Source organism: Rhodococcus sp. IEGM 1306 (assembly GCF_036541985.1).
Lineage (GTDB): Bacteria > Actinomycetota > Actinomycetes > Mycobacteriales > Mycobacteriaceae > Rhodococcus_F > Rhodococcus_F qingshengii.
Map to the genome: position 1 here is coordinate 259,407 of NZ_JAZHFF010000006.1, position 25,292 is coordinate 284,698.

Sequence of the window (25,292 nt, forward strand, 5' to 3'; positions counted from 1 at the left end):
CTGCGAGGCAGGGTGGCGGTAGGTCAGCCGCGCGGATCCAACTGTGAGGGACGTGGCACGTTCCGCAGATTCGACTTGGCCATCTGTACTGCCTCGCCGACGCCGCCGTTCATCACCATCTTCGACATCGCCAAAGCGAAGCCCTTCATCTGACCACCGGTGATGGTGGGCGGCAACGACAATGCCAACGGATCGGTCACCAGATCCACCAAGGCCGGACCGTCATGATCGAGCGCGGCGCGTAGGCCCGCTTCGATGTCCGCAGGATTCTCGATTCGGCGCGAAAAGATACCGAGCGCAGCAGCAACCGCCGCGTAGTCGACCGCGGGCACGTCGACCCCGAAATCCGGAAGGCCGTCGACCAGCATCTCGAGCTTGACCATTCCGAGCGTCGAGTTGTTGAACACCACGATCTTGACCGGCAACTTGTACATCGCGACGGTGACCAACTCACCGAGCAGCATCGACAATCCACCGTCGCCCGACACCGAGATGACCTGACGCCCCGGACTCGACCATGCAGCACCCATCGCGTGTGGGAGCGCATTGGACATCGATCCGTGCAGCGCCGAGGAGATGAAGCGTCTCGATCCGTTCGGATTGAGATAGCGCGCCGTCCACACGTTGCACATCCCGGTGTCGGCGGTGAAGATTGCGTCGTCGGCTGCCAGATCGTCCAAGATCGATGCCGCATACTCGGGGTGAATCGGCGTGCGCTGCTTGACCGGATCCGTGTATGCACCAACCACTTTGGTCATCAGAGTGTTGTGCTTGGCGAGCGTGTCCTCCAGGAACCCGCGGTCGGTCTTTCGACCGAGCTGCGGAATCAGTGCGCGCAAGGTGCTCGCGACGTCGCCGTGCACAGCCAGGTCCAGGCTGGTTCGACGCCCCAACCGCTCGGCCGCGATGTCGATCTGAGCAGTGCGAACGTCGTCGGGCAAGAACTGATCGTAGGGAAAGTCCGTACCGATCAGGAGCAGGAGATCGGCGCCGTGGATACCGTCGTGCGCCGCACCGTAACCGAGCAATCCGGTCATCCCGACGTCGTATGGATTGTCGTACTGGATCCATTCCTTGCCACGCAGTGAATGCCCGATGGGAGCGCCGACGGTTTCGGCCAACGCCAGAACCTCCGCGCGCGCATCTCGCACGCCCGCGCCGGCGAAGATCGCAACCTTACGCGAGCCGTTGATCACATCTGCCAACGCCTTGACGTCACCGGCATCCGGAACGACTGTCGGCCTTCGGGTTTCGACGAGCGTCGGCGGGGTGCCTTCTGCCGGACGATCGGCGATGTCCCCGGGAAGCACGATCACCGAGACGCCGTTTCGAGCCACCGAATGCTGAATCGCCGACTGCACCACGCGTGGTGATTGGACTGCCGTGCTGACGAGTTCGGTGTAACTCGAACATTCGATGAAGATCCGCTCGGGATGCGTTTCCTGAAAGTAGCCCATTCCGATCTGGGCGCTGGGGATGTGTGAGGCGATCGCGAGGACCGGCGCGCCCGAACGATGAGCGTCGTACAGGCCGTTGATCAGGTGAAGGTTTCCGGGGCCGCAGGATCCGGCACACACTGCGAGTTTTCCGGTGATCTGGGCATCCGCTGCGGCCGCAAACGCAGCTGCTTCCTCATGCCGGACGTGTATCCAATCGATTCCGCCCTTCTCGGAACCACCGGTGCGACGAACCGCATCGACGATGGGATTGAGACTGTCACCGACAATGCCGTAGATCCGACTGACACCCGCGTCAACGAGCTGCTGAACCAATTGATCTGCAACGGTTTTCGGACTCATCAGACCTCCATGACACACTCACGGGAGTCGGGATCGCCGACCCCCGGGAGTGACGATTTACTTGTGATTGATGCAGCGCTTCTTGTGGAATGCGGGGTTACTTGGGTTCGAGCACGAACACCGGAATCTCACGATCGGTCTTCGTCTGATAATCGGCGTAGTCGGGGTACGCAGCGACAGCGCGCTCCCACCAGACCGCCTTCTCGTCGCCGGTGACTTCCCGAGCAACCAGGTCGAAGACCTGCGTCGCGTCACGCAGCGTGACGTGCGGGTCGGCTTTGACGTTGTAGTACCAGACCGGATTCTTCGGGGCGCCACCGAGCGAAGCCACAACGGCATACGAACCGTCGTGCTCGACGCGCATCAGCGGCGTCTTCCTGACCTTGCCGGACTTTGCCCCGATGGTCGTGAGAACGACGACGGGCATGCCGTTCATGTCGTTTCCCTCGGTGCCACCGGAGTTCTCGATGCGTGCGACCTGATCGGCGGCCCACGACGCTGGACTGGGTTCGTACTCACCTGTGATTGGCATGTGTACCAGTGAACACCCACTCGAGCACCTTGGCCACCGAACCACGCCGACCAGGCCTGTCGCCCGCACACTCCCCTGGTTGATCGATTAAGTGAGCTGCCGATCAATAAAGTTCGCTTGCCCGAACTCTCATCTCTGGCTACTCTGAAACCACAGCTTCGAACAGCCGTATCAGAAAGGGACGAGATGACCACCGCAGATATCTCCACTCGCGAATCACGCCCCTCCCCCGACTATTGCGTCGATCTGGCCGGAACTCGGTGGCCGCTGTACAAGATCGAAGCTCTCGCGGTCGGTTTTGTGCTGTTCGTGGTCGCCGGAGCTGTCACCCAGTCGATGCAGGTAGCCGTACTGACTGCCGCAACAGCAGCCGTGGTCACCTGGTGGGCGCGTCGCGTGTACTACTCGCGCACCACCTGATCACTCCACTCCCCGATCTCCCGCGAACCACGAAGGGACCTTGCTGCTGATGCAGCAAGGTCCCTTCGTTCTGTTCAGATCCGCTCGATCGGCGGTCAGACCGTCAGACAGCTCGGCCCGAGTAATGCCTTCAGGTCGCCCATCAAAGCCGAGGATGGTTCGACCCGAAGGACGTCGTCGACCTTCCACAAGCTGATCTCGGTTCCACCGATCAGCCGAACGTGAACGTCGGACGTTCCGGGGTGCCTCGTCAGCACCTGCTTGAGAGCACTGAGCTTGTCCTTGGTGCATTGCCGAAGCGGCAGCGAGACCGACAGGGGGCGCGCGACCCCGATCGCCGAAATATCAGGCACCGCAAGGTCGTTGCCGATCAGCGACATCCGATCGTCTCGGATCGAAACGCGAGCCTTGACCAACACGATGGCATCCTCGGCGATGTCCATTCCGTACACGGCGTACGCCTGCGGGAAGAACAGCACCTCGATTCCACCCACGAGATCTTCGAGCTGCACGATGCACCAGGTCAGACCGTTCTTGTTGACCCGGCGGTCCACCGAGGCAATGATGCCGCCGAGAGTTACCTGGGCACCGTCCTGGACGCCGCCTTCGAGTATCGCAGCGATGGACGTGTCGGACTGCTGGCGAAGAATGTGCTCGACACCGTTGAGCGGATGGCCGGAGACATACAGCCCCAACATTTCTCGTTCGAGTGCCAGGCGATGCTTGGAATCCCACTCTTCGTCAGGAATCTTGACGTCGAACACCGAGGTGATCGACTCGTCCGCCTCGGCACCGCCGAAGAGGTCGAACTGTCCGATCGCCTCTGCCTTCTTGGTGCTCATCACGGAATCGATGGCGTCGGCATGGACCAACATCAGGCCCTTGCGCGGATGACCCAACGAGTCGAAAGCACCGGCCTTGATGAGAGATTCGGTGACCTTCTTGTTGCAAGCCATCGCGTCGATCTTGCCGAGATAGTCGGAGAAATCTGTGAACTTCGACTTCTCGGTGCGCGCCTTGATGATCGAGGCGACGACGTTGGCGCCGACGTTACGCACCGACCCCATACCGAAACGGATGTCGTCGCCGACGGTCGCGAAGTCGACTCGCGATTCGTTGACGTCCGGTGGGAGAACGGTGATGCCCAACTTGCGGCAGTCTGCGAGGTAGATCGCGGACTTGTCCTTGTCGTCACCGACGGAGGTGAGCAGACCTGCCATGTACTCGGCCGGGTAGTTCGCCTTGAGGTACGCAGTCCAGTACGACACGAGTCCGTAGCCGGCGGAGTGCGACTTGTTGAACGCGTAGCCGGCGAAGGGAAGGACCGTGTCCCACAGCGCCTTGATGGCCGCTTCGCTGAAGTTGTTGTCCAACATGCCCTGCCGGAAGCCGGCGTAGGCCTTTTCCAGCTCGGACAGCTTCTTCTTACCCATGGCGCGACGCAGCAAGTCGGCCTGACCCAGGGTGTACCCGGCCACCTTCTGCGCCAGTTGCATGATCTGCTCCTGGTAGATGATCAGGCCGTAGGTCTCGGAGAGGATCTCCGCGAGCGGCTCCTCCAGTTCGGGGTGAATCGGCTTGACGTCTTCCAAGGCGTTCTTGCGCTTGGCGTACGAGATGTGGGCGTCCACACCCATCGGTCCCGGTCGATACAGCGCCAAGGCGGCGACGATGTCGCCGAATCCGGTGGGCTGCATCAGTTTCAGCAACTCGCGCATACCGCCGCCGTCGAGCTGGAACACACCGAGAGTGTCGCCGCGGGCGAGCAGTTCGTATGTTGCCGCATCGTCCATCGGCAAAGTGTCGAGGTCGAGGTCGATGCCGCGGTTGGCTTTGATGTTCTCGAGCGTGTCGCCGATGACCGTGAGGTTTCGCAGACCGAGGAAGTCCATCTTGAGCAGGCCGATGGCTTCACACGAAGGGTAGTCCCACCCGGTGATGATGGCGCCGTCCTGGGCGCGCTTCCAGACCGGGATTGCGTCGGTGAGCGGTTCGGACGACATGATGACCGCGCAGGCGTGCACACCGGCGTTACGGATCAGCCCCTCCAGACCCACCGCAGTCTTGTAGATCTTCGCGACGTCCGGGCTGGAGTCGATGAGTGCTCGAACCTCGACGGCTTCCTTGTACCGCTCGTGCTTCGGATCGGTGATACCGGAGACAGAGATGTCCTTGGCCATGATGGGCGGCGGGAGTGCCTTGGTGATCTGATCGGCGATGGCGAAGCCCGGCTTGCCGAACTGGACGCGAGCCGAGTCCTTGATGGCAGCCTTGGTCTTGATGGTGCCGAAGGTGATGACCTGGGCGACCTTGTCGTTGCCCCACTTGTCCGTCGCGTAGCGAACCATCTCGCCGCGACGGCGATCATCGAAGTCGATATCGATATCGGGCATGGACACACGCTCGGGGTTGAGGAATCGCTCGAACAGCAACCCGTACGGGATGGGGTCGATGTTGGTGATACCCATCGCGTAGGCCACCAACGAACCGGCAGCCGATCCACGGCCGGGCCCGACACGGATCCCGACATCCTTGGCGTGGTTGATCAGGTCGCCGACCACGAGGAAGTAGGCCGGGAAGCCCATTTCGTTGATGACGCCGATCTCGTAGTCGGCGCGGGCGAGGTACTCCTGCGGCGGTCCGCTCGGGAAGCGGCGATCGAGTCCGCGCATCACCTCGGCGCGCAGGAAGGTCTGCTGCGTGTGTCCCTCCGGGACCGGGAAGATCGGCATGCGGTCGTGGAATGCCCAGACGTCCTCGTACGACTGCACACGCTCGCCGATGGCAACGGTGTTGTCGCATGCCCCCGGTACCTCGTTGTCCCAGATGGCGCGCATCTCGGCAGCGGACTTGAGGTAGTAGCCGTCGCCGTCGAACTTGAAGCGAGTGGGGTCGGAGAGCGTCTTGCCGGTCTGAATGCAGAGCAGCGCCTCGTGATTCTCGGCGGCGTCCTTGGTGACGTAATGGCAGTCGTTGGTGGCAAGTGGCGGAATACCGAGTTGCTTGCCGATGTCGAGCAGACCCTCTCGCACACGGCGCTCGATCGAGAGACCGTGATCCATCAGTTCGAGGAAGAAGTTGTCCGGGCCCCAGATCTCCTGCCACTTCGCGGCAGCTTCGAGAGCCTCGCGATCGTGACCGAGACGAAGGCGGGTCTGGATCTCACCGGACGGGCAACCCGTGGTCGCGATGATGCCCTCGGCGTGCGCGGCGATGAGCTCCTCGTCCATCCGTGGCCATTTACCGAGCTGGCCCTCGATGGACGCGAGCGACGACAGCTTGAAGAGGTTGCGGAGTCCGGTCGCGTTCTCGGCCACCATCGTCATGTGGGTGTACGCACCGCTACCGGAGACGTCGTCGGACTTCTGGCTGCGATCGCCCCACAGAACTCGCTTGGTGTTGAAGCGAGACTCGGGTGCGATGTAGGCCTCGATGCCGATGATCGGCTTGATGCCGGCGCTCTTTGCCTCGTTGTAGAACTGGCTGGCGCCGTACATGTTTCCGTGGTCGGTCATGCCGACTGCGGTCATTTCGAGACGAGCGGCCTCCTCGAACATGGCGCCGACCTTGGCCGCACCGTCGAGCATCGAGTACTCGGTGTGATTGTGAAGATGTACGAACGAGTCAGCCACGTGCGCCTCTCTGAAGGTCTGGGAGCGAGATCGAGTGTATGCCGCGCTGCCGACACGACCGGCGACCGACGTAGCGGAGTCGCCGTGCGCCGCCTCCGGTCACGTGACCGGAACCTCGGGTTCGGCGCTCGACCTCACCGAACGCCGCGAACGTCGACCGGCGACGAAGGTGTCTGTCGTGAAGATCACCAGTGCAGCCCAGATCAGAACGAAGCCGATCCACCGTGACGCCGGCATGTCCTCGTGCATGACGGCCACACCCCACGCCATCTGGAGCGCCGGGGTGAGGTACTGCAGCATGCCCATCGTCGCCAACGGAACTCTCTGAGCGGCGACGCCGAACAGGAGCAGCGGCAGCGCGGTGACCGGGCCGGCGGCAAGCAGCAACAGGCTGTGCCCGGTACCGCTGCTGATGAATGCACCGGCCCCGGTCAGGCCGAGAAACACGAGGTAGCCGACCGCGAACGGTGCGGCAACGACTCCCTCGGCAGTCAAACTGGTTCGAGGATCGAGCGGAACCACCTTCTTGACCAACCCATAGGTGGCAAACGAGCCGGCGAGCAGCAAAGCGACGATCGGAGGTTTCCCGAAGTCGACCGTGATCACCACAACTGCCGTGGCAGCGAGAACGAGCGCGGCGATCTGGGCGGGACGCAGTCGTTCGCGGAAGATCACGACGCCGAGCAGAACGGTGACCAGCGGGTTGATGAAGTACCCGAGAGCCGCCTCCACGACGCGGCCTGACACCACGGCATAGATGTACGTCCCCCAGTTCACGGCGATCGCCGCTGACGCCGCGGTCACCAGCAGCCAGGTGCGTGCGCTGATTCCGCGAAGCGATCCGAGGCGGCCGGCAAAGGCCAACACGATCAGCATCAACAGAAGGGTCCACACCACCCGGTGCGCCAGGATCTCGACCGGATCGGCGAAGTCGAGTAGTCCGAAGAATGCCGGGAACGTTCCCCACAACAGGAACGCCGCCACACCGTAGAGGATCCCCGAGGACGAACCAGACCTAGCGCGTTCGTCCTTGTTCACAGAACCGGAGTTCACGGGACCGGGCCGTCGTCGGGGCCGGGAGCAACGACGTCCACGTACTCCGGCAGCAAGGGACGGACGGCTGCCAGCCACGGCGAGGCGTCGGACGGCAACGCTTCCACTGCACGGACGTTCGAGTCATGTTCGATCGCTTCGAGTCCTTCGGGAGTAGCTCGCACCAGCACGCCCACCGCGCAGGCGCACCCGGCGGACAATCGCTTCGCCGACGCGAGCGCCACCTGTTGCTGGCGATCGGTGTCGCCGCCGAGCGAGACCAGTCGCGTGGCTGCAACCCCGGGCGATCTGCGCACTGCTTCGTCGTTGTCGGGCACGGGCACCGACATGAGCGGCGTCTGGACGCGTTCGATCGGAACTCGGAACATGACCCTGGACACGCGAACGCCCGAGACCTCAGCGCCCGGCACCTGAACACTGCTGGTCGACGTGATGACCTCGCCGACGGTGAGTGCCTTCGTGAACGAGACCAACGCCCACACCGGCCCGTCGACCGACGCAACAGAATCTCGCGCTCGGTCGAGGTAGTCCGGGACAGCTTCCCCGCTGTCCGGACCCAGAGTGTCCGTCCGGATCGGCGGGGTCGGCACGGGATTCGCGAACCCCACGCCCACCACCGCCGCCACACCGACCACCACCGCGACGACGGCCAGCGCGGGGGTAAGCCCGCGCGGTGTCATGAGGACCGGAGAACTTCGAGTGCGTGTTCGAGATCCTTCGGGTACTTGCTCTTGATCTCGACCCAGCGCCCGTCCGCCGGATGTGCGAATCCAAGAGACACGGCGTGCAACCACTGGCGCTCGAGGCCGAGCCTTTCGGCAAGTCGAGGGTCCGCGCCGTAAGTCAGGTCGCCGCAGCACGGATGGCGCAACGCCGAAAAGTGGACACGGATCTGGTGTGTGCGACCGGTTTCGAGGTGCACGTCCAGCAGACTCGCTGCCTGGAACGCCTCGATGGTGTCGTAGTGCGTGACGCTGGGCTTGCCGTCGGCCGTGACCGTGAATCGCCAGTCGTTCCCGTGATGGCGTCCGATGGGCGCGTCGATCGTTCCGCTGCTCGGGTCGGGGTGTCCCTGCACGAGAGCGTGGTAGCGCTTGTCGATGGTCCGCTGCTTGAAAGCGCGCTTGAGCAACGTGTACGCGCGCTCGGATGTGGCAACCACCATGACACCCGACGTTCCGACGTCCAGGCGGTGGACGATGCCCTGACGCTCGTGGGCACCGGACGTCGAGATGCGGAAACCGGCCGCGGCAAGTCCGCCGATGACGGTCGGTCCCGTCCACCCGACGCTGGCGTGCGCGGCAACTCCGACGGGCTTGTCGACTGCCACGACGTCGTCGTCGGCGTAGAGGATCTCCATTCCCTCGACCGGTGTCGCTTCGATGGTCAGGGGCCGCGGCGGTTCGGGCAGGACTACCTCGAGCCAGGATCCTGCCGTCAGACGATCGGACTTGCCGACGGCCACACCGTCGACGAGTACCGAGCCTTCTTCCGCGAGTGTCGCGACCACGGTGCGCGAGAGTCCGAGAAGGCGCGCGAGGCCGGCATCGACGCGCATGGCATCGAGACCGTCGGGCACTGGCATCGAACGGGATTCCCTCACTTGGTTTCTCCCTCGGCTGCAGCCTTCGATTCGGTGAGCTTCTTGTCGTCCGCCTTGTGATCACGCAGGCGTTCACCGTTGGGTTCGAAGCCGAACAGTGTCAGGACGACGAGCAGAATCGCGCCACAGACGATCGCGGAATCCGCAATGTTGAACACCGGCCACCAGCCGACGGAGACGAAATCCACCACATGTCCGCGCATGATTCCGGGAGAGCGGAAGAATCGGTCGACGAGGTTACCCAGCGCGCCGCCGAGAACGAGGCCGAGACCGAGCGCCCACCACGGTGATCGGAGCGTGCGACCGATCTTGATCACACCGATGACCACACCGATTGCGACGAGAGTGAGGATCCACGTCATCGACGTCGCCATCGAGAACGCTGCCCCCGGATTGCGCACCATCGTGAATGTGACCACGTCACCGATGATTTCGATCGGCTGCCCCGGTTTGACCGCGGCGACTGCCCACACCTTCGTGAGAATGTCCGAGAGCAGGATGACAGCGGCGATGGCAATGAGCATGGTCAGCCGGCGGGGCTTTTCGACCGGCGCAACCGCCAGGTCACCGTCTTCCGATTTCACGGCTTCCGGTTTCACGGTTTCGGGCTCGTCGGCCTTCGAGATTTCGGTAATCGGCTGATCCTCCGCGTTGACATCTCGGTCTGGGTGGTCTGTACTCACGCAACCATCATCCCTCATGTTCACCGCACCGGGTCACGCACTCTGCAACTGCGGCTAGCCTGGAGCGCGTGCCACTGCTGTCCACGACCGGCCGACGCGTTCCGTTCGCCCTCGCTGCCCTCGCTCTCATCACCGTTCTCACCGCTTGCGGCGACTCGGATCAACCTCCGAACACCCCGACCTCCTCGCCGAGTGAGGTGACTGTTCCGGTGACCGCCGCGACGGTCGAAGTTCTCGAGGCGGGAAGCGAGCCGCGCGAGGTTTTGCGTACGAACTTGCCTGTCGGCACCACGCAGACGACGACGCTCGTCACCCAGGCCGTCGTGAGTCAGCAGATCGATCAACAACCGGCGCAGGATTTCTCTTCGCCGGAGATCACGATCCCGCTCTCGGCAAACGTGACCGCTGACGATCCCACCGCAGTCGTTGACCTCACGCTGTCGTCGATGACCTCGCCCGATGCAACGCTGCAGGCTGCGCTGAGCGGGGCCGACGGGTCTGCGGCCGGATTGTCGGTCACGGATTCGGGCGCCATCACCGCCCTACGGTTGAAGCCCTCCGCCAACTCGGCCAATGCTGCCCGCGCTGCAATCGAACAAGCGCTGGGCCAAGCGGTCTACCGGACCGTCGCACTCCCCGACGCTCCGGTCGGTGTCGGCGCACGTTGGGTGGTTCGGCAGCAAGTCAGCAGCGAAATCCTGCTCGATCAGACAACCACCGTCACGCTCACCGCGCGCGAGGGCAATCGGCTTTCGCTCGCGGTGGACGTATCGCAGACCCCGCAGAGCCCGGTCTGGAACCTGGCCGGTGACGCCGGAACGCTGAACATCGATCAGTACGTCATGGCCGGCTCCGGAAACCTCACCGTCGACCTCTCACTCCCCTTGCCGATCGACGGACAGATGACCGTCGGCGGCGACCAGGCATACGGCGACCCGGACAGCTCCTCGGTGATCCGGCAGACCATCTCCAACAGCATTCGGTGGGAATCGTGACACGCCGGTCGCTTCTCGCACTTGGTCTGACCGCAACGGCGGCACTGTTCGTCGTGACCGGTTGCGGCTCGGACGACTCGCCTGGTGCCGACACGACTACGCAGGTTTCCGCCCCACAGGTCGGCTTGGCGCCGTTCACGGCTGCTCCGGCCGCACCGCTGAGCGGGGCGCCTCTCGACCGTGACGGCCTGCAACGAGCCGCGCTCACCCTGTCCGAGCTACCTGCCGACTTCGACGTAGTTCCCGACCCGGTCGACGACCTCGGCCTCGCACCGGCGCCGGAAAATTCGGAGGCGGACAAGTCGAGCACCGACCCCGCCGTCTGCGCCCAGGTTCTGGCGCCGATAGCCACCCAGGCTCCCGGATCGGTCGCCGACCTCTCCGACATGTTCACCGGCCCCGATTTCACGAGCATCGATCAGGACTCTGCTTCGTACGCCGACGGCACCGCGGCAGCAGCAGCTTTCGAGAAACTTCAGACCACGCTGGCTGGGTGTGCGGAGTATTCGGGAACCGATGCCGACGGAACGACAATCACCTATCGCGTCGGCGGAGCGTCGGACCCGAACATCGGCGACGCGTCTTTCGCTTTCCGAATCATCACGGAGAGTGGCGGTTTCACCTTGGTTGCCGACGCGATCGTGGCCGCAGTCGGGACGACGTTGACTCAGCTGTCCGCGACGGCGCCGAGTCCGATCGCCCCCGATGTTCTCCACTCGATGGCATCGGCCGCCGCAGATCGCCTGCGCGCACAAACGCCCTGACTACGAGCGGATTCGTCCTGTCTCGGCCTTTCGCGAATGATTCGGGACCACAGACCCTTTGACAACTGCCCGTCCACACTGAACGGTGAGAGTAGGTACGAAACAGACCAACGCGACACACTGATGTGAGGAGCCAGAGTTCATGCCGGAACCCAGAAGGTCAGATCACACCGATTACGTAGCCGTCAATCCGATCTTCTCGAGGCCTGGCGAGGATTCGGTTGCATCGAAGTACACACTCGAACCCGACGGCATGCTTCCCGAGACCGCGTATCAGATCGTCCACGACGAAACGATGCTCGACGGCAATGCGCGGCTCAATCTCGCGACGTTCGTCAGCACGTGGATGGACGATCACGCCACCAAACTGTATGCCGAGTCGTTCGACAAGAACATGATCGACAAGGACGAGTATCCGCAGACCGCCGCGATCGAAACCTATTGCTGGCGCATCCTTGCCGACCTCTGGCACTCACCCTCCCCCAAGGACGCAATCGGCACCTCGACGATCGGTTCGTCCGAAGCCTGCATGCTCGGCGGCCTGGCGATGAAACGACGCTGGCAGCACGCACGAAAAGCCGCGGGCAAGTCCACCGAAAAGCCAAATCTCATCATGAGTTCCGCGGTCCAGGTGTGCTGGGAGAAGTTCTGCAACTACTGGGACGTCGAAGCGCGTTACGTGCCGATCAGCGAGGAACACCGCACCCTCGACGGTCACGATCTGGACAAGTACGTCGACGAGAACACCATCGGCGTCGTCGCGATCATGGGCGTCACGTACACCGGGATGTACGAGCCGGTCCTGGAAATCTCGAAGGCACTCGATGCGATCCAGGCGAAGACGGGACTCGACGTCCCCATCCACGTCGACGGCGCTTCCGGTGCGATGATCGCACCGTTCCTTCAGCCCGAACTCGAATGGGATTTCCGGCTCCCGCGCGTCCACTCCATCAACACCTCGGCGCACAAGTACGGGCTCGTCTACCCCGGCCTCGGCTGGGTGGTCTGGCGATCGCAGGATCTACTTCCCGACGACCTCGTCTTCAAGGTGAGCTACCTCGGCGGCAGTATGCCGACCTTCGCACTGAACTTCTCGCGTCCCGGCGCTCAGGTGATCCTGCAGTTCTACTTGTTCCTGCGTCTCGGCCACGACGGCTATCGCGCGATCCAGCAGTCCTCCCAGGACGTGGCGAAATTTCTCGCCGAAGGGATCGGGAAACTCGACGCGTTCGAACTGTGGAACGACGGTTCCGACATCCCGGTCTTCGCGTGGCGCCTCGCCGAGGGGCACACGTCCAACTGGACGCTGTACGACCTCTCGGACCGGTTGCGAGGCAAGGGCTGGTTGGTGCCGGCCTACCCCATGCCGGACGATCTCGCGGATCTGACAGTGCAGCGCATCGTGGTTCGTAACGGACTGAGCATGGACCTGGCGGCCAATCTGCTGCGCATCATCGAAGAGGAAACCACGTTCCTCGACGAACTGGACAGCCCGATGCCGCGGCCGCGCGTCACCGAGGGATTCCATCACTGACGTCGCTTACCGCGTGAAGAGCGGCCGCCCACTCCCCTTCGGGAGTCGGCGGCCGCTCTGGTGTTTCAGGTGTTACCGAGAGATCAAGCAGCGCAAGCCGGCGAGGTCAGACCTGCAACGCCGACGATCTGGCAAGCGGTGGTCTTCGAGAGCTTCCAGACGCCGTCTTCGTAGACGAACGAAGCCTGCAGGCCCTGCTGCAGCGGCTGGCCGTTGACGACGATGTTCAGCGAAGCCGCTGCCGTCTCGCTGCCCGTGTCGGTGACCGGGTCGAGGATCTCGACCTGCGCGCCGGCAGCCTTGGCGGCAGCGGCGACCTGGTTGATCAGCTCGGGATCAGCCTCGGCGCCCTGGACGAGGTTGACCTTGTCTGCGGCCGGAACGCTCTCGTCGAGTGCCTGAGCGACCTTGGCGTTGAGCTCAGGGGCGGTCGGCAGAACAACCTCGGACGTGGGTGCCGCAGAGGTGGTGGTCGTGGGCTTCGCCGAAGTCGTCTTGTCGGAGTCTCCTCCGTCTGAACCACACGCGGTCATCGTCAGGGCTGCTGCGATCGCCACGGCTGCAACGGTCATCTTCTGAAGCTTCAACTTCTCAGTCCTATCCATTCGGGTGTTCACATTCGAGCGTCAGTCGAACATCGTGCTTGCTCGAGGATCGTCGACAACATTACCCAACGGTAAGCGGAAAAAGTCTAAGGACATCCTCAGAGAAGGCTGTCGACCGCATCTGCTACCTCGAGCACCTCGTCGGATTCGGCAAAGGTTTTGGCGATTCCCGTTCCGCTGGAACGGGTTTCGAAGCGAACGGTGACCACACCGTGCCCGGCGCCCTGCACCCAACCGTGTCCGTATTCTGGATGCTTCACGTCCAAACCGGGGTGCCAGTAGCGCTGAGGGACACGTGCTGCCACCGGAACGTCGAGTTCGGCCTCATCGAGGGCGCCCGTGAGAGTCTCGACCGGATAGCCGGGAACGTCCTGATCCAACTCGGGAAAAAGTGATCCTTGCCGAACGGTGGACAAACCGGCGAATCCCACACCGACCAGGCGAATCGGCCCCAATTCCTGTGGATCGATGACCTGTTTCTGCGCAGTCGCGATGAGGATTTGGCGGTCGATGGTGGCAAACGGCAGCGTCACGGATCGAGTCAAGATACTCATATCGGACTTCTTGAGCTTCAGTACGACGGTGCGAGCAGCTCTTCCGTCCTTCTCCAGCCTGGAAAATGCTGCACGACCACTACTTTCGACGGCGGCGCGCAGTTGCGCCATCGTGACGATGTCTGCGGCGAACGTGGATTCCGCGCTGATCTGCTTGGATTCGGCACGCTCGGCGACAGGCCGATCGTCGATCCCCTGTGCGAGCCGATGCAACCCCGGACCGACAGTGGTTCCCAGTATCGACGCCACCTCCGCTATGGGAGTGCGGGCAAACCCACCGATGGTTTCGATGCCGAGACGCTTGAGCTTTTCCTCGGCGACGGGACCGATCCCCCAGAGCTTTCGCACCGGCAGTGGATCGAGCAACTCGTGCTGCATCCCGGGAGGAATCACTGCGACGCCGTCGGGCTTTGCCAGTCCCGACGCGATCTTGGCGACCTGCTTACCTGCGCCGGCCCCGATCGAAGCGACCAACCCGGTCTCGGCTTTGATCAACGCCCGCAGGTCCTCGCAAAACGCGCGGACCTCGTCAGCTCCGACACCGGCCAACTCCACCGGTTCCCCGAAAGCCTCGTCCACCGACAGTTGCTCGAGGATCGGCATACGAAGGCGCAACGCGTCGAACGTGCGTTTACTGAGAACCGAGTACAGGGACATCCGTGGCGGCAATACCACCGCTCCACCACCGACCATCCGGCGTGCTTGATGCATCGGCATTGCCGATCGCGCACCGAAAACTCTCGCTTCGTAACTTGCCCCGGCCACCACCCCGCGCCCGCCCAAGCCGCCGACCAGCACCGGGCGACCTCGCAGAGTGGGACGCGTCAACTGCTCGGCGGAAGCGAAAAACGCATCCATGTCGAGATGCAGCACCCACCTACGACTTCGTGTGGGATCACCTTGATTCATCGGGCGTTACGGTTCTCTCAAAAGTAGGTGCAGAATTTACGTCCGCGCCTTCTTCTTCGGCGACTTCTTCTTCGGCAGGGGCAATACGTCGGCAGTCCGTTGAATGAAGGCGTGCAGGTGATCGAGGTCCTGCAACCGTTCCTCCGTCACCCGGTAATAATCCTTCGCTCCCGGGTACGGCGGAGCCAGATCGGCCTCTGATCCGAACTCCGTACTGACCTCGGTGGGTTTGACGAACAGAACGTCTCCGCAGATCAAGCCCACGATCTTCTCGTCGCAATACAGTCCGTACTCGCCGAACATCGCCCTTGCCCGCACGTCGAGCGGTTCCAACTGCTCGAGAATGCGCGCCACGGTTTCCTTGCTCGTGCTCATGAGAGCAAACTACTCCGGCACCCCGACATACAGACATTCATCGGAGAGCCGGAGTAGTCGCGTCGGTACTAGACCTTCGTGATTGCGGCGCGGATACCCTCACCGAGATCGACGGCGTCGTCTCCCGCTTCACCCACCGAGAAGGAGGTGGCCAGAACCTCACCGGCGATCAATTCGCGATGACGCTCTGCCCACTCCTTGCAGTCCTGCGGAACCTCGAGCACGACGTTGATCCGGTCCGAGACGTCCAAACCGGCGGCGCGGCGCGCATCCTGCAACTGACGGATACGGTCCTTGGCCCATCCCTCGGCTTCGAGTTCCTCCGTCACAGCGGAATCGAGTACGACCAGTCCCGCACCGTCCGGCAGAGCAGCCGTCGAATCCGGCTCGGCCGCAACCAGTTTCTGCGTGTACTCCTCGGGCAGCAGTTCGATGCCCGCCGCAACCACGACGCCGTCCGCGTTCTCGGTCCAGTCGCCCGCCTTGACCGCCTTGATGACAGTCTGAACGGACTTGCCCAGACGCGGTCCTGCAGCACGCGCGTTGACCGCGATCTCGAAGCGCCCGTGCACGTCGACGTCATCGGTCAGATCGACCTTCTTGACGTTGACCTCGTCGGCGATCAGTCCGAGGAACGGACGCAGACGCTCGGCATCCGGCGCCGCAACCGTGACCTCGGGCAGCGGAAGACGAACACGCAGATTCTGTGCCTTGCGCAGGCTCAGCACCGTGGAGCACACGGTCCGGACGTCGTCCATCGCCGCTACCAGGTCGGGGTTCGCGGGGAGCTCCGACGCCTCGGGCCAATCAGCCAGGTGAACCGAGCGCTCCCCGGTCAACCCTCGCCAGATCACCTCGGACACCAACGGCAACAGCGGCGCAGCGAGACGCGTCACGACCTCGAGCACGGTGTGCAGGGTGTCGATCGCGTCGCGATCCTCGTCCCAGAACCGCGAACGAGACCGTCGCACATACCAGTTGGTGAGCGCATCACAGAACAACCGAAGCTCGTCGCACGCACCGGCGATGTCGTTGACCTCGAGGGCCTCGGTGATCACGTCGCGGGTGGTAGCGAGCTTGGCCAGGATGTACTGATCGAGGATGTTCTCCGAATCGGTACGCCACACCCCGGATTCCGGGGCGTACAACTGCAGGAAGCTCCAGGCGTTCCACAGCGGGAGCAATGCCTGACGCACACCTTCGCGGATGCCCTGCTCGGTCACGATGAGGTTTCCGCCGCGCAAGATCGGCGAAGACATCAGGAACCATCGCATCGCATCGCTGCCGTCGCGGTTGAACACCTCCTTCACGTCCGGGTAGTTGCCCTTGGACTTGCTCATCTTGAGTCCGTCGTCGCCGAGCACGATGCCGTGCGCAGCAACGGTTTTGAACGCCGGACGATCGAAGAGTGCGGTGGCCAGCACGTGCAGCGTGTAGAACCAGCCGCGAGTCTGCCCGTTGTACTCGACGATGAAATCGCCCGGGAAATGGCCCTCGAACCATTCACGGTTCTCGAATGGGTAGTGCACCTGCGCGTACGGCATCGAACCGGATTCGAACCAGCAGTCGAGCACCTCGGGAACGCGGCGCATCATCGACTTCCCGGTCGGGTCGTCGGGGTTCGGGCGGACCAGGTCGTCGATCATCGGGCGATGCAGATCGGTCGGACGCACACCGAAGTCTGCCTCCAACTGATCGAGCGATCCGTAGACGTCCGTACGCGGGTACTGCGGATCGTCCGACACCCACACCGGGATCGGGCTGCCCCAGTAGCGGTTTCGGCTGATGTTCCAGTCGCGTGCACCTTCGAGCCACTTGCCGAACTGGCCGTCACGGATGTGCTCGGGCACCCACGTGATGTCCTTGTTCAGCTCGACCATGCGATCGCGGAACTTGGTGACCGCGACGAACCACGAGGGAACCGCCATGTAGATGAGCGGCTGCCCACTGCGCCAACTGTGCGGGTACGAGTGCTCGATCGTCTCGTGCCGCAGCAGCTTTCCAGCGGCCTTGAGGTCCTTGATGATGACCGGGTTGGCGTCGAAGACCATCAAGCCCTCGTACGGCGGAACCATCGAGGTGAACTTTCCACCCGGATCGAGCGGCTGCACGACCTCGATACCGTTGGCTGTGGCGACATCCATATCCTCCTCACCGAAAGCCGGTGCGAGGTGGACGATTCCGGTTCCGGAATCGGTTGTCACGTAGTCGGCCGAAAGCACGACGTGCGCGTTCGGATGTCCGAGGAAGAAGTCGAACGGCGGTATGTACGACAGTCCGACCAACTCGGCGCCCTTGTGACGGGAAACGACCTCGGGGTCCTCCCCCAGCTCACGTGCGTAATGAGCAACCCGTGCTTCCGCGAGCACATACCGCTTTCCGTCCTCGCCGAGCACCTGGACGTAGTCGACCTCGGGATGAACCGCAGTGGCCAAGTTGGACGGCAGTGTCCACGGAGTCGTGGTCCAGATGATCGCGTTTGCGCCGTCCAATGGTGAACCCGGAGCGACCAGCGGCATGTCGACCGTGACTGCAGGATCCTGACGCATCTTGTACGCGTCGTCGAGACGAGTCTCCTGATTGGACAGCGGAGTCTGCTCGTACCAGCTGTAGGGCAGCACGCGGAAGCCCTGATAGATCAGGCCCTTGTCGTGCAGCTCCTTGAAGGCCCACATGACGGACTCCATGAAGTCGACGTCCAGGGTCTTGTAGTCGTTGTCGAAGTCGACCCAACGTGCCTGGCGGGTGACGTAGTCGCGCCACTCGTCGGTGTACTTGAGCACCGAGGCCTTGCAGTACTCGTTGAACTTGGCCAGACCCATGACTTCGATCTCGGCCTTGTCCTTGATGCCGAGTTGCTTCTCCGCTTCGAGTTCTGCGGGCAGTCCGTGGCAGTCCCAGCCGAAGCGTCGCTCGACCTTGCGTCCACGCATGGTCTGGAAGCGCGGCACCAGGTCCTTGACGTACCCCGTCAGCAGGTGGCCGTAGTGCGGCAAACCGTTTGCGAAGGGCGGTCCGTCGTAGAAAACGAACTCTTCGCTGCCGTCCCGATTGGAAACCGACGCACGGAAGGTGTCGTCGTCGTCCCACTGTTTCAGGACTTTCTGTTCCAGTTCGGGGAACTTGACTCCGGTGTCGGCGGGGACACCGTAGTCGACTTTGGGATACCCGTTACTCGCCATGGCGATCTCCTCGTGCCAGTCGGACTCGGCACGGGGACGACGTGGCGCTTGTGCGCCGACACCGCGGTACCACCCCGTTTGCACCCCGTAGATCCGCGCTTGGATCCCGAGGTGCCACTCGATCGAGCTGTGACGGGCTCACCCGTTCGGTTCTACTGAGTTCTGGGCGCCTGAAGCGACAAGAACCGTTCTTCCGAAAGCTCCCCGGTGATTGCCGGATCACAGCCTGGTATTCGTGTTGGACAGTCTAATACTCGTCCTGGACCTTGTCGGAACTCGCCCTAGGACTTGTCGGGGCCACCCGGCGACTCGCCATGATTTCTCTGATTGTCATCGTTGGCGGTGGCTGCATCGTCGATCGACGAATTCGAGGAACTCTCGACTCGACCGTAAGGCGACGACATTCCGCTGCCCGATGCCGGGTCATCCAACGAAGGAACCGCCTTCCTGCTGGTCAGTGCACTGACCAGCAGGAGGACGGCACCTGCTACACAAATCGCGATACATGCCCACGCCCAGATCAGCGACCCTGTGGTCAGGGCGACGATCAGGAGAGCGAAACCAACTCCCGCGAGAACCAACGTCACGACCAGCACGTATCAACCTTTGTCCGGTCCGATAGCTGAGCCGACGGGGCGCTCTCGGTCAGCTGTTTCCCTTGGCGAAGGACGGGCTGTAGGAATCCTGTCCACCGTCGACCGGAACGGCCGAGCCGCGCTGTTCGAGCTCTTCGAGCTGCGATTCCAGGTAGGACTTCAGGCGCACCCGGTACTCGCGTTCGAACGTCTTGAGCTGCTCGATACGGCCCTCGAGGACCGAACGCTGCTGGTTGATGGTCGCCATGATTTCGGTGTGCTTCTTCTCGGCGTCCGCCTTGAGAGCGTCTGCCTTCTCCTGAGCCTGGCGAAGCTGGGTCTCGGAGCGAGTCTGAGCGTCGGTGAGCATCGCCTCCGACTTGTTGCGCGCATCCGCGATCATGCCGTCAGCCTTGCTGCGAGCCTCGCTCATGAGCTGCTCGGAGTTGGTGCGGGCACTGCCGAGCAGCTGCTCGGACTCGGTCTTGGCATCGTTGGTGAGGCGATCCGCCATCTCCTGAGCCAGTCCGAGGACCTTTGCGGCCTGCATGTGGGTGTCGCCACTCTGCGGCGCTGCAACGGCAGCGGCGGCGGGAACCGGCGCTGCAACAGGTGCAGGCTTGGGCGGTTCGACGACCCGAGCGGGCTCCGGCTTGGGCTGCGCTGCGACGGGTGCTGCCTGCTGAGCAGGTGCCGGCGACTTCTTGGCAGCCGCGAGCTCCTGATCCAGCTCACCTACGCGCTGGCGCAGGTCCGCATTCTCTTCGATGAGCTGCGACAGCGCCTGCTCGACGAGGTCGAGGAATGCGTCGACCTCGTCCTCGTTGTAGCCACGCTTGCCGATAGGCGGCTTGCTGAACGCAACGTTGTGCACGTCAGCTGGAGTCAGTTGCGGCATGGAAGGATCCCTTCACGCGTCATTTGGCGGTCTAGCAAGCATTCAGTTGCAACACAGTCTACGTAGTGGCGAACCACTGGATGAGTTATGGCATCCATTCTGGCATACCACTCACTCGGACTGCGCTCAGCGAACAACCGACATCAGGATGATGACGATGAAAAGCAAGACCATGATGGATAGATCCAAGCGAACTCCACCGAGGTTGATCGGGGGGATCAACCTGCGGAGCAGTTTCACCGGAGGATCGGTGATCGTAAAAATGGTTTCGAGAATGACTGCGACCAATCCGGTCGGTCGCCAATCTCTGGCAAACGAACGAACGAACTCGACGATCACTCTGCCGATCAGCAACAGCCAGAAGACAACCAGCACCAGATAGATCACAGAGAGAAGCGCGTCCACACCCTCACTCTGCCTGACTTCTGCGGTGTGTCCAAAACAGACACACCGCAGCAATTCCGGAACCGGTCCGCATCGAGTCCGTCTTGTAACGGCCGACGATGGGTCCGAATGCGGCGTCCGCCGAGGCGGGCCGCCGTTCGAATGTGCTCACGTCACCCCTGCTCAGGGGCCGGACTGCGGTCGAGACCATCATTTCTGGCTGTAGAAACCCGTCTCGGCGATCCGACGGCGCTCCTCGGCGGAAACGTCGATGTCGGCCGGTGAGAGAAGAAACACTTTGGTGGCTACCTTGTCGAAAGAACCACGCAATGCGAACGCCAGGCCGGCCGCGAAATCGACCAGACGCTTCGCGTCGGCGTTGCTCATGTCGACCAGATCCATGATGACGGGAGTGCCGTCCCGGAACCGCTCACCGATCGTGCGGGCCTCTGCGTAGCTCTGCGGACGCAGTGTCGTGATCTTGGCGAGCGGGCCGCCGTCGTCGACAACCGGCGCACGTCGCGCTTCGGGTCGCTCTGCGCGCGCGTCGACCGCGAGGTTGCCACGGCTTGCCGGGCGCGGCGCCATCGCCGGGCGGCTGCTGCGGCTGGGAACGGTGTCGACGCGGGGCCGGGAATCGTAGCGATCGAACTCCGCGTCCTCTTCGTCACGACGACTGGGCGCGTAGCTCGCCTTCGAGAAGGCAGGTTCGACGAACTCGCGGTCGTCGCGCTCGGCATAGCCGTCGTGACTACGACGGGGTGCGCGGCGAGCCTGATCGGGCTCCTCCACGTATTCGTCCTCGTAGTCATCGAGGGGAACCATGCCGAAGTAAGCCTTGAACTTATGCAGGTTGCTCATTGATCGACCTTCCTTGGCGCGGCGGAATCAATCCGACTGCGACCGGTCGCAGCGGTGTGGACGGGTTGGGCGATCACCTGAGCGATCACCTCGAGATTACTGGTCGTGAGCCGAGCAGTGCGGTTCCGACACGCACGCAGGTTGATCCGTGGCGCACTGCAGCCTCCAGATCGCCGGTCATACCGGCCGAGAGTTCGGTTGCCCGGGGATGCGATTCGAGGATCAAAAGATGTGCCCTGCGGAGGATTTCGAACTGCTCGTCCGGATCTGATCCAAGCGGCGGGACGGCCATCAGTCCCGCGAATTCGAGACCTTCGGCTGATTCGATCCGCTCGGCGAGAGGCGTTAGCTCGCCCGTCGGAACTCCGCCACGCGCGGGGTCTCCGTCGAGACTTACCTGGATGAGCGCCCGGAGCGGCTCCGTGCGCTCACCGTCCGACAAAGCACTCAGCGCAGCCCGATCGAGTGCATCGGCCAGTCGCGCACTGTCCACCGAGTGAATTGCATAGGCCCACTTCGCTACCGATCGAGCTTTGTTGCGCTGCAACTGTCCGATCATGTGCCAGCGAACCGGATCATCGATCGCGCCCGTCTGTGCAGCGCCGTCGAAGTCCGCGACCTTCTCCACTGCTTCCTGCTCACGCGACTCACCGAATTCACGGCAACCCAGTTCGTACAGAATTCGAGCGTCGGACGCCGGAAAGAATTTGGTCACCGGCAGCAGTGCTACGTCGGAAACCTCGCGACCGGCGGCAAGGCAGGCGGCCGCCAATCGCGCCCTCACCGAGTCGAGTGCCGTCGATATTTCTGTCAGCCGCATTTCCGTCTCGCGCATTTCTGCCTAGACGGTTTCCTGCGCTGCGGGCGCTTCCATCCAGATCACTGCAGCTTGACGCCCGGTCAGAGATTCTCGGCGATGACTGAACAACGCGCGATCCTCGATCGTGCACCGCGGGTCCTCGGCGACACCGGACACACCCGCGGCGAGCAACTGCTTACGCAGTCCCGCACGCAGATCGAGCCCCGGCGTGCCCTTCTCGGTGCGAGTTGCGCTGCCCGGCAAGTGCTTTTCCACGTCCGCGCGCATCGCAGCGGGAACCTCGTACTGGCGTCCGCTCGCAGCCGGACCGAGGAAGGCGCCGATACGCGAAACGTCCGCGCCCTGACGCACCATCTCCGCGAGGACGCGCGGGACGATACCGATGCGGGCACCGATCCGTCCGGCATGAACGGCCGCGATCACACCGGCCTCCTCGTCGGAGAGCAGAACGGGAACACAATCTGCACTGAGGGTGGCGAGCGCCAGGCCGGGAACAGTGGTGACCAGAGCATCCGTCACCGGAATCACTTCGTCGGTCGGTTCCGTCACGACAGTGACGTTGCGCGAATGGATTTGTTCCATCCACACGAGATGGTCAGGCTCGACGCCTATTTCGCGTGCCAGACGTCGGCGATTCGCATCGACGGCTGCGGGATCGTCTCCGACGTGATCGCCCAGATTGAACGACTCGTACGGTGACGCGGAAACACCACCAGCTCGGCTGGTCACGACGCGGCGAATGCGGGTGCGGGTGGTCGACTTCTCGGTACTCAAGATAAGTGTGCTCACAAACGTCGAAAGTTGTCGTCCGGCTCAGACGTGACCGGACATCCAGTCAAGAACAGGGTACCCAGAAATTCCGGGCACCCTGTTCTCGAAACTGTTTGTAGCCCTACGTCAGCGACGCATGAAGACCGGCACGTCGACGTCGTCGTCGCCCTCGTCTTCCTGGACCGGCGCATGGCGGGGGCCACCGATCGGAGGCAAGCTGCCCGAACCGGTGGTCTCGCGCGCTGCGGAAATCGGCTGCTCGCCAGCAGGTTCGGCGGCCACCGGCGACCGGCCGACCTCACCCGCGCGCCCGGCGCCGATAGCTCCACGTCCCTGCGCGGTCGACTCCACGGGACGACGAGCCGGAGCTCCTCCGTCGAATCCCGCAGCGATGACCGTCACACGAACCTCGTCACCGAGTGAATCGTCGATGACCGTTCCGAAGATGATGTTGGCGTCGATGTGGGCAGCTTCCTGCACCAGCGAAGCCGCCTCGTTGATCTCGAACAGACCCAGATCGCTACCGCCGGCGATCGACAGAAGCACGCCGCGGGCGCCTTCCATCGAAGCTTCGAGGAGCGGGGAATTGATCGCGGATTCCGCCGCCTTGATCGCGCGTCCCTCACCCCGCGAGGAACCGATTCCCATCAACGCACTACCGGCACCGGACATGACACCCTTGACGTCCGCGAAGTCGACGTTGATCAGACCCGGAGTGGTGATGAGGTCGGTGATGCCCTGGACGCCGTTGAGGAGAACCTCGTCCGCGCTGCGGAACGCGTCCATCAGGCTGACGGCCGCGTCACCCAGCTGGAGCAGGCGATCGTTGGGAATGACGATCAGCGTGTCGCAGGACTCGCGGAGCGCCTGGATTCCGGTATCCGCCTGTCCCCCACGACGCTTGCCCTCGAAAGAGAACGGTCGCGTCACGACACCGACGGTGAGTGCGCCCAGCTTCCGGGCGATGCTTGCCACGACAGGGGCACCACCGGTTCCGGTGCCACCACCCTCGCCTGCGGTCACGAACACCATGTCGGCGCCCTTGATGACCTCTTCGATCTCGTCCTTGTGATCTTCGGCTGCCTTGCGACCCACTTCCGGGTCGGCACCGGCGCCGAGGCCACGGGTCAATTCACGACCGACGTCGAGCTTGACGTCGGCGTCACTCATCAGAAGGGCTTGCGCGTCCGTGTTGACCGCGATGAACTCGACTCCCTTGAGTCCCTGTTCGATCATGCGGTTGACTGCGTTCACGCCGCCGCCGCCGATGCCGACGACCTTGATTACGGCGAGGTAGTTGTGCGGGGGCGTCATCGGCTCTCGCCTTCCGTGTCGTGTTTCACGCTGCTTGTCAGTGCTGCTGTCTTTTTACTGCTGCTGTATTTGTCACTGCTGGTGTTCGAGATAAACCCTAAACCTCAACCACAGGGTTAGAGTTATGTCAAGTATTCGATCTGAAACGAAACGCTATGCACCGTCGTCGCGTTCCGCCATTAGGCGCGCCGAGACACACCGAAGTATTTGCTGCGCACTGACGCACGGCTGCACCGGGCGCTATCGCACCGTCGGCAGATCAGGACTGGACACGTCGTACGTCTGCCCCGGTTGGGTCAACAGCGGAAGCGTCACAGCAGCCTTACGATCCGAGTGCTCGACACCGCCCCAGTTTACGACGCGACCGTCGAGCAGAGTCAGCGTGACACTCGAAATCGACCGAGCGGCAACCTCTCCCACCTGAAATCTCAGATCCGGCGGCAACACCGACAACACCTCGAGCGCGGCAAGCGTCGGCTCGTCGTTCCACCCGGGCGTCGGTGTCACCAGACGCGGAACCCCGGGCGGCGGGACGCCCATCTCGAAGTCGACGCCCTTCTCGTCCAGCAGGTGTGCACCCTCAGGTGAGTCGACGAAGACGACCGGTACCCGTTCGGTGACGGTGACGCGGATAGTCGACGGATACACCCGCTGCACACGAGCCGAGGCCACCTTCGGAATCGTCGCCACACGTGCGGCGGCGGCGCCGGTGTCTACCCGCATCAACGGCTGACCGGTCGGTACGGCCAGGAGCGAAAGGATCTGTTCCTCACTGACGGTCGTCGCACCGAGAACTTCGGTGCCCCGGACCGAGAGCACCGGAGACAACCAAGCCGTCAACGCAATTCCCACCACCAGCACGATTGCCAGCGGTGCCACGATCAGCGGTCGCTTGAACCACTTACGAGTCGGTGTGGGTTCGGGAGCCGGCTCCGTCGACCGCGTCGAGTATCGCGATTCGGTGCGAGTACTGCGCCGACGCGTACTGGTGGCTTGTCTGGCTCGAGGATCTCGACGCCCGCGCTGACT

Annotated in this window: 23 protein-coding genes; 4 read left to right on the plus strand and 19 right to left on the minus strand. The window is 63.0% G+C overall.

The window, feature by feature from the left end; translation table 11 throughout:
* Positions 1-23 precede the first annotated feature (23 nt).
* Together V3587_RS19225 and V3587_RS19230 are read right to left on the minus strand one after the other, a co-directional pair.
* A complete protein-coding gene (locus V3587_RS19225) occupies positions 24-1,799 on the minus strand; it encodes a pyruvate dehydrogenase (protein WP_283377197.1) in 1,776 nt (591 codons plus the stop codon).
* A 97-nt stretch (positions 1,800-1,896) separates the two neighbouring features.
* The gene (locus V3587_RS19230) at positions 1,897-2,331 is read right to left on the minus strand and encodes a nitroreductase family deazaflavin-dependent oxidoreductase (RefSeq protein WP_003941666.1); all 435 of its coding nucleotides are present in this window, start codon (positions 2,329-2,331) and stop codon (positions 1,897-1,899) included.
* A 186-nt stretch (positions 2,332-2,517) separates the two neighbouring features.
* Between V3587_RS19230 and V3587_RS19235 the strand changes: the two genes are divergently transcribed.
* Entirely contained in the window at positions 2,518-2,751 is a 234-nt protein-coding gene (locus tag V3587_RS19235) for a hypothetical protein (protein ID WP_283377198.1), read from the plus strand.
* Between the two features lie 95 nt (positions 2,752-2,846).
* Here the strand turns inward: V3587_RS19235 and dnaE are convergent, their stop codons facing one another.
* The 5 genes from dnaE to lspA all read right to left on the minus strand — a co-directional run bounded on the left by dnaE (position 2,847) and on the right by lspA (position 9,722).
* Positions 2,847-6,383 (minus strand): DNA polymerase III subunit alpha, encoded by a 3,537-nt coding sequence (dnaE, locus tag V3587_RS19240; RefSeq protein WP_003941755.1) that lies wholly within the window; start codon positions 6,381-6,383, stop codon positions 2,847-2,849.
* Positions 6,384-6,482: 99 nt separating this feature from the next.
* On the minus strand, positions 6,483-7,421 hold the full coding sequence (gene rarD, locus V3587_RS19245) for an EamA family transporter RarD (protein WP_042453573.1): 939 nt from the start codon (positions 7,419-7,421) through the stop codon (positions 6,483-6,485).
* 11 nt (positions 7,422-7,432) lie between these two features.
* Positions 7,433-8,116 (minus strand): hypothetical protein, encoded by a 684-nt coding sequence (locus V3587_RS19250; protein ID WP_161120621.1) that lies wholly within the window; start codon positions 8,114-8,116, stop codon positions 7,433-7,435.
* On the minus strand, positions 8,113-9,039 hold the full coding sequence (locus tag V3587_RS19255; RefSeq protein ID WP_007733161.1) for an RluA family pseudouridine synthase: 927 nt from the start codon (positions 9,037-9,039) through the stop codon (positions 8,113-8,115). Before V3587_RS19255 ends, V3587_RS19250 begins: the two co-directional genes overlap by 4 nt.
* Positions 9,036-9,722 carry a signal peptidase II gene (gene lspA, locus V3587_RS19260; RefSeq protein ID WP_003941684.1) on the minus strand — a complete coding sequence of 229 codons (687 nt, stop codon included), beginning with the start codon at positions 9,720-9,722 and terminating at the stop codon, positions 9,036-9,038. The genes V3587_RS19255 and lspA overlap by 4 nt, the downstream gene beginning before the upstream one ends.
* Before the next feature lie 68 nt (positions 9,723-9,790).
* Here lspA and V3587_RS19265 point away from each other — a divergent pair, with 68 nt between their 5' ends.
* The 3 genes from V3587_RS19265 (at position 9,791) to V3587_RS19275 (ending at position 13,015) form a co-directional block, all read left to right on the plus strand.
* Positions 9,791-10,717, plus strand: a complete 927-nt coding sequence (locus V3587_RS19265; protein ID WP_161120622.1) for a hypothetical protein — start codon at positions 9,791-9,793, stop codon at positions 10,715-10,717.
* The gene (locus V3587_RS19270) at positions 10,714-11,481 is read left to right on the plus strand and encodes a sensor domain-containing protein (protein ID WP_235808431.1); all 768 of its coding nucleotides are present in this window, start codon (positions 10,714-10,716) and stop codon (positions 11,479-11,481) included. Before V3587_RS19265 ends, V3587_RS19270 begins: the two co-directional genes overlap by 4 nt.
* Positions 11,482-11,623: 142 nt before the next feature.
* The gene (locus V3587_RS19275) at positions 11,624-13,015 is read left to right on the plus strand and encodes a glutamate decarboxylase (protein WP_161120623.1); all 1,392 of its coding nucleotides are present in this window, start codon (positions 11,624-11,626) and stop codon (positions 13,013-13,015) included.
* A gap of 83 nt (positions 13,016-13,098) precedes the next feature.
* On the opposite strand, the gene V3587_RS19280 is transcribed toward V3587_RS19275, so the two are convergent.
* From V3587_RS19280 to V3587_RS19335, 12 genes are all read right to left on the minus strand, one after another.
* Positions 13,099-13,587: a hypothetical protein gene (locus V3587_RS19280; protein WP_371713249.1), complete on the minus strand. Its 489-nt coding sequence runs from the start codon at positions 13,585-13,587 to the stop codon at positions 13,099-13,101.
* Positions 13,588-13,718: 131 nt separating this feature from the next.
* The gene (locus tag V3587_RS19285; RefSeq protein WP_042452844.1) at positions 13,719-15,083 is read right to left on the minus strand and encodes a DNA polymerase IV; all 1,365 of its coding nucleotides are present in this window, start codon (positions 15,081-15,083) and stop codon (positions 13,719-13,721) included.
* 36 nt (positions 15,084-15,119) lie between these two features.
* Entirely contained in the window at positions 15,120-15,458 is a 339-nt protein-coding gene (locus V3587_RS19290) for a TfoX/Sxy family protein (RefSeq protein WP_003941748.1), read from the minus strand.
* A 68-nt stretch (positions 15,459-15,526) separates the two neighbouring features.
* A complete protein-coding gene (gene ileS / locus V3587_RS19295) occupies positions 15,527-18,640 on the minus strand; it encodes an isoleucine--tRNA ligase (RefSeq protein ID WP_161120624.1) in 3,114 nt (1,037 codons plus the stop codon).
* Positions 18,641-18,921: 281 nt separating this feature from the next.
* Positions 18,922-19,236 carry a hypothetical protein gene (locus tag V3587_RS19300; RefSeq protein ID WP_007733197.1) on the minus strand — a complete coding sequence of 105 codons (315 nt, stop codon included), beginning with the start codon at positions 19,234-19,236 and terminating at the stop codon, positions 18,922-18,924.
* Positions 19,237-19,285: 49 nt separating this feature from the next.
* Positions 19,286-20,113 carry a DivIVA-like cell division protein Wag31 gene (wag31, locus tag V3587_RS19305; RefSeq protein ID WP_003941722.1) on the minus strand — a complete coding sequence of 276 codons (828 nt, stop codon included), beginning with the start codon at positions 20,111-20,113 and terminating at the stop codon, positions 19,286-19,288.
* A gap of 126 nt (positions 20,114-20,239) precedes the next feature.
* Positions 20,240-20,518, minus strand: coding sequence for a YggT family protein (locus V3587_RS19310; RefSeq protein ID WP_003941780.1), 279 nt, complete (start codon positions 20,516-20,518; stop codon positions 20,240-20,242).
* 189 nt (positions 20,519-20,707) lie between these two features.
* Positions 20,708-21,358: a cell division protein SepF gene (locus V3587_RS19315; protein WP_003941752.1), complete on the minus strand. Its 651-nt coding sequence runs from the start codon at positions 21,356-21,358 to the stop codon at positions 20,708-20,710.
* Between the two features lie 85 nt (positions 21,359-21,443).
* A complete protein-coding gene (locus tag V3587_RS19320; protein ID WP_030537030.1) occupies positions 21,444-22,193 on the minus strand; it encodes a YggS family pyridoxal phosphate-dependent enzyme in 750 nt (249 codons plus the stop codon).
* 6 nt (positions 22,194-22,199) lie between these two features.
* Positions 22,200-22,967, minus strand: coding sequence for a peptidoglycan editing factor PgeF (gene pgeF, locus V3587_RS19325; protein ID WP_007733207.1), 768 nt, complete (start codon positions 22,965-22,967; stop codon positions 22,200-22,202).
* A gap of 108 nt (positions 22,968-23,075) precedes the next feature.
* A complete protein-coding gene (ftsZ, locus tag V3587_RS19330; RefSeq protein WP_003941788.1) occupies positions 23,076-24,263 on the minus strand; it encodes a cell division protein FtsZ in 1,188 nt (395 codons plus the stop codon).
* A gap of 240 nt (positions 24,264-24,503) precedes the next feature.
* Positions 24,504-25,142, minus strand: a complete 639-nt coding sequence (locus V3587_RS19335; RefSeq protein ID WP_161120707.1) for a cell division protein FtsQ/DivIB — start codon at positions 25,140-25,142, stop codon at positions 24,504-24,506.
* Positions 25,143-25,292 lie beyond the last annotated feature (150 nt).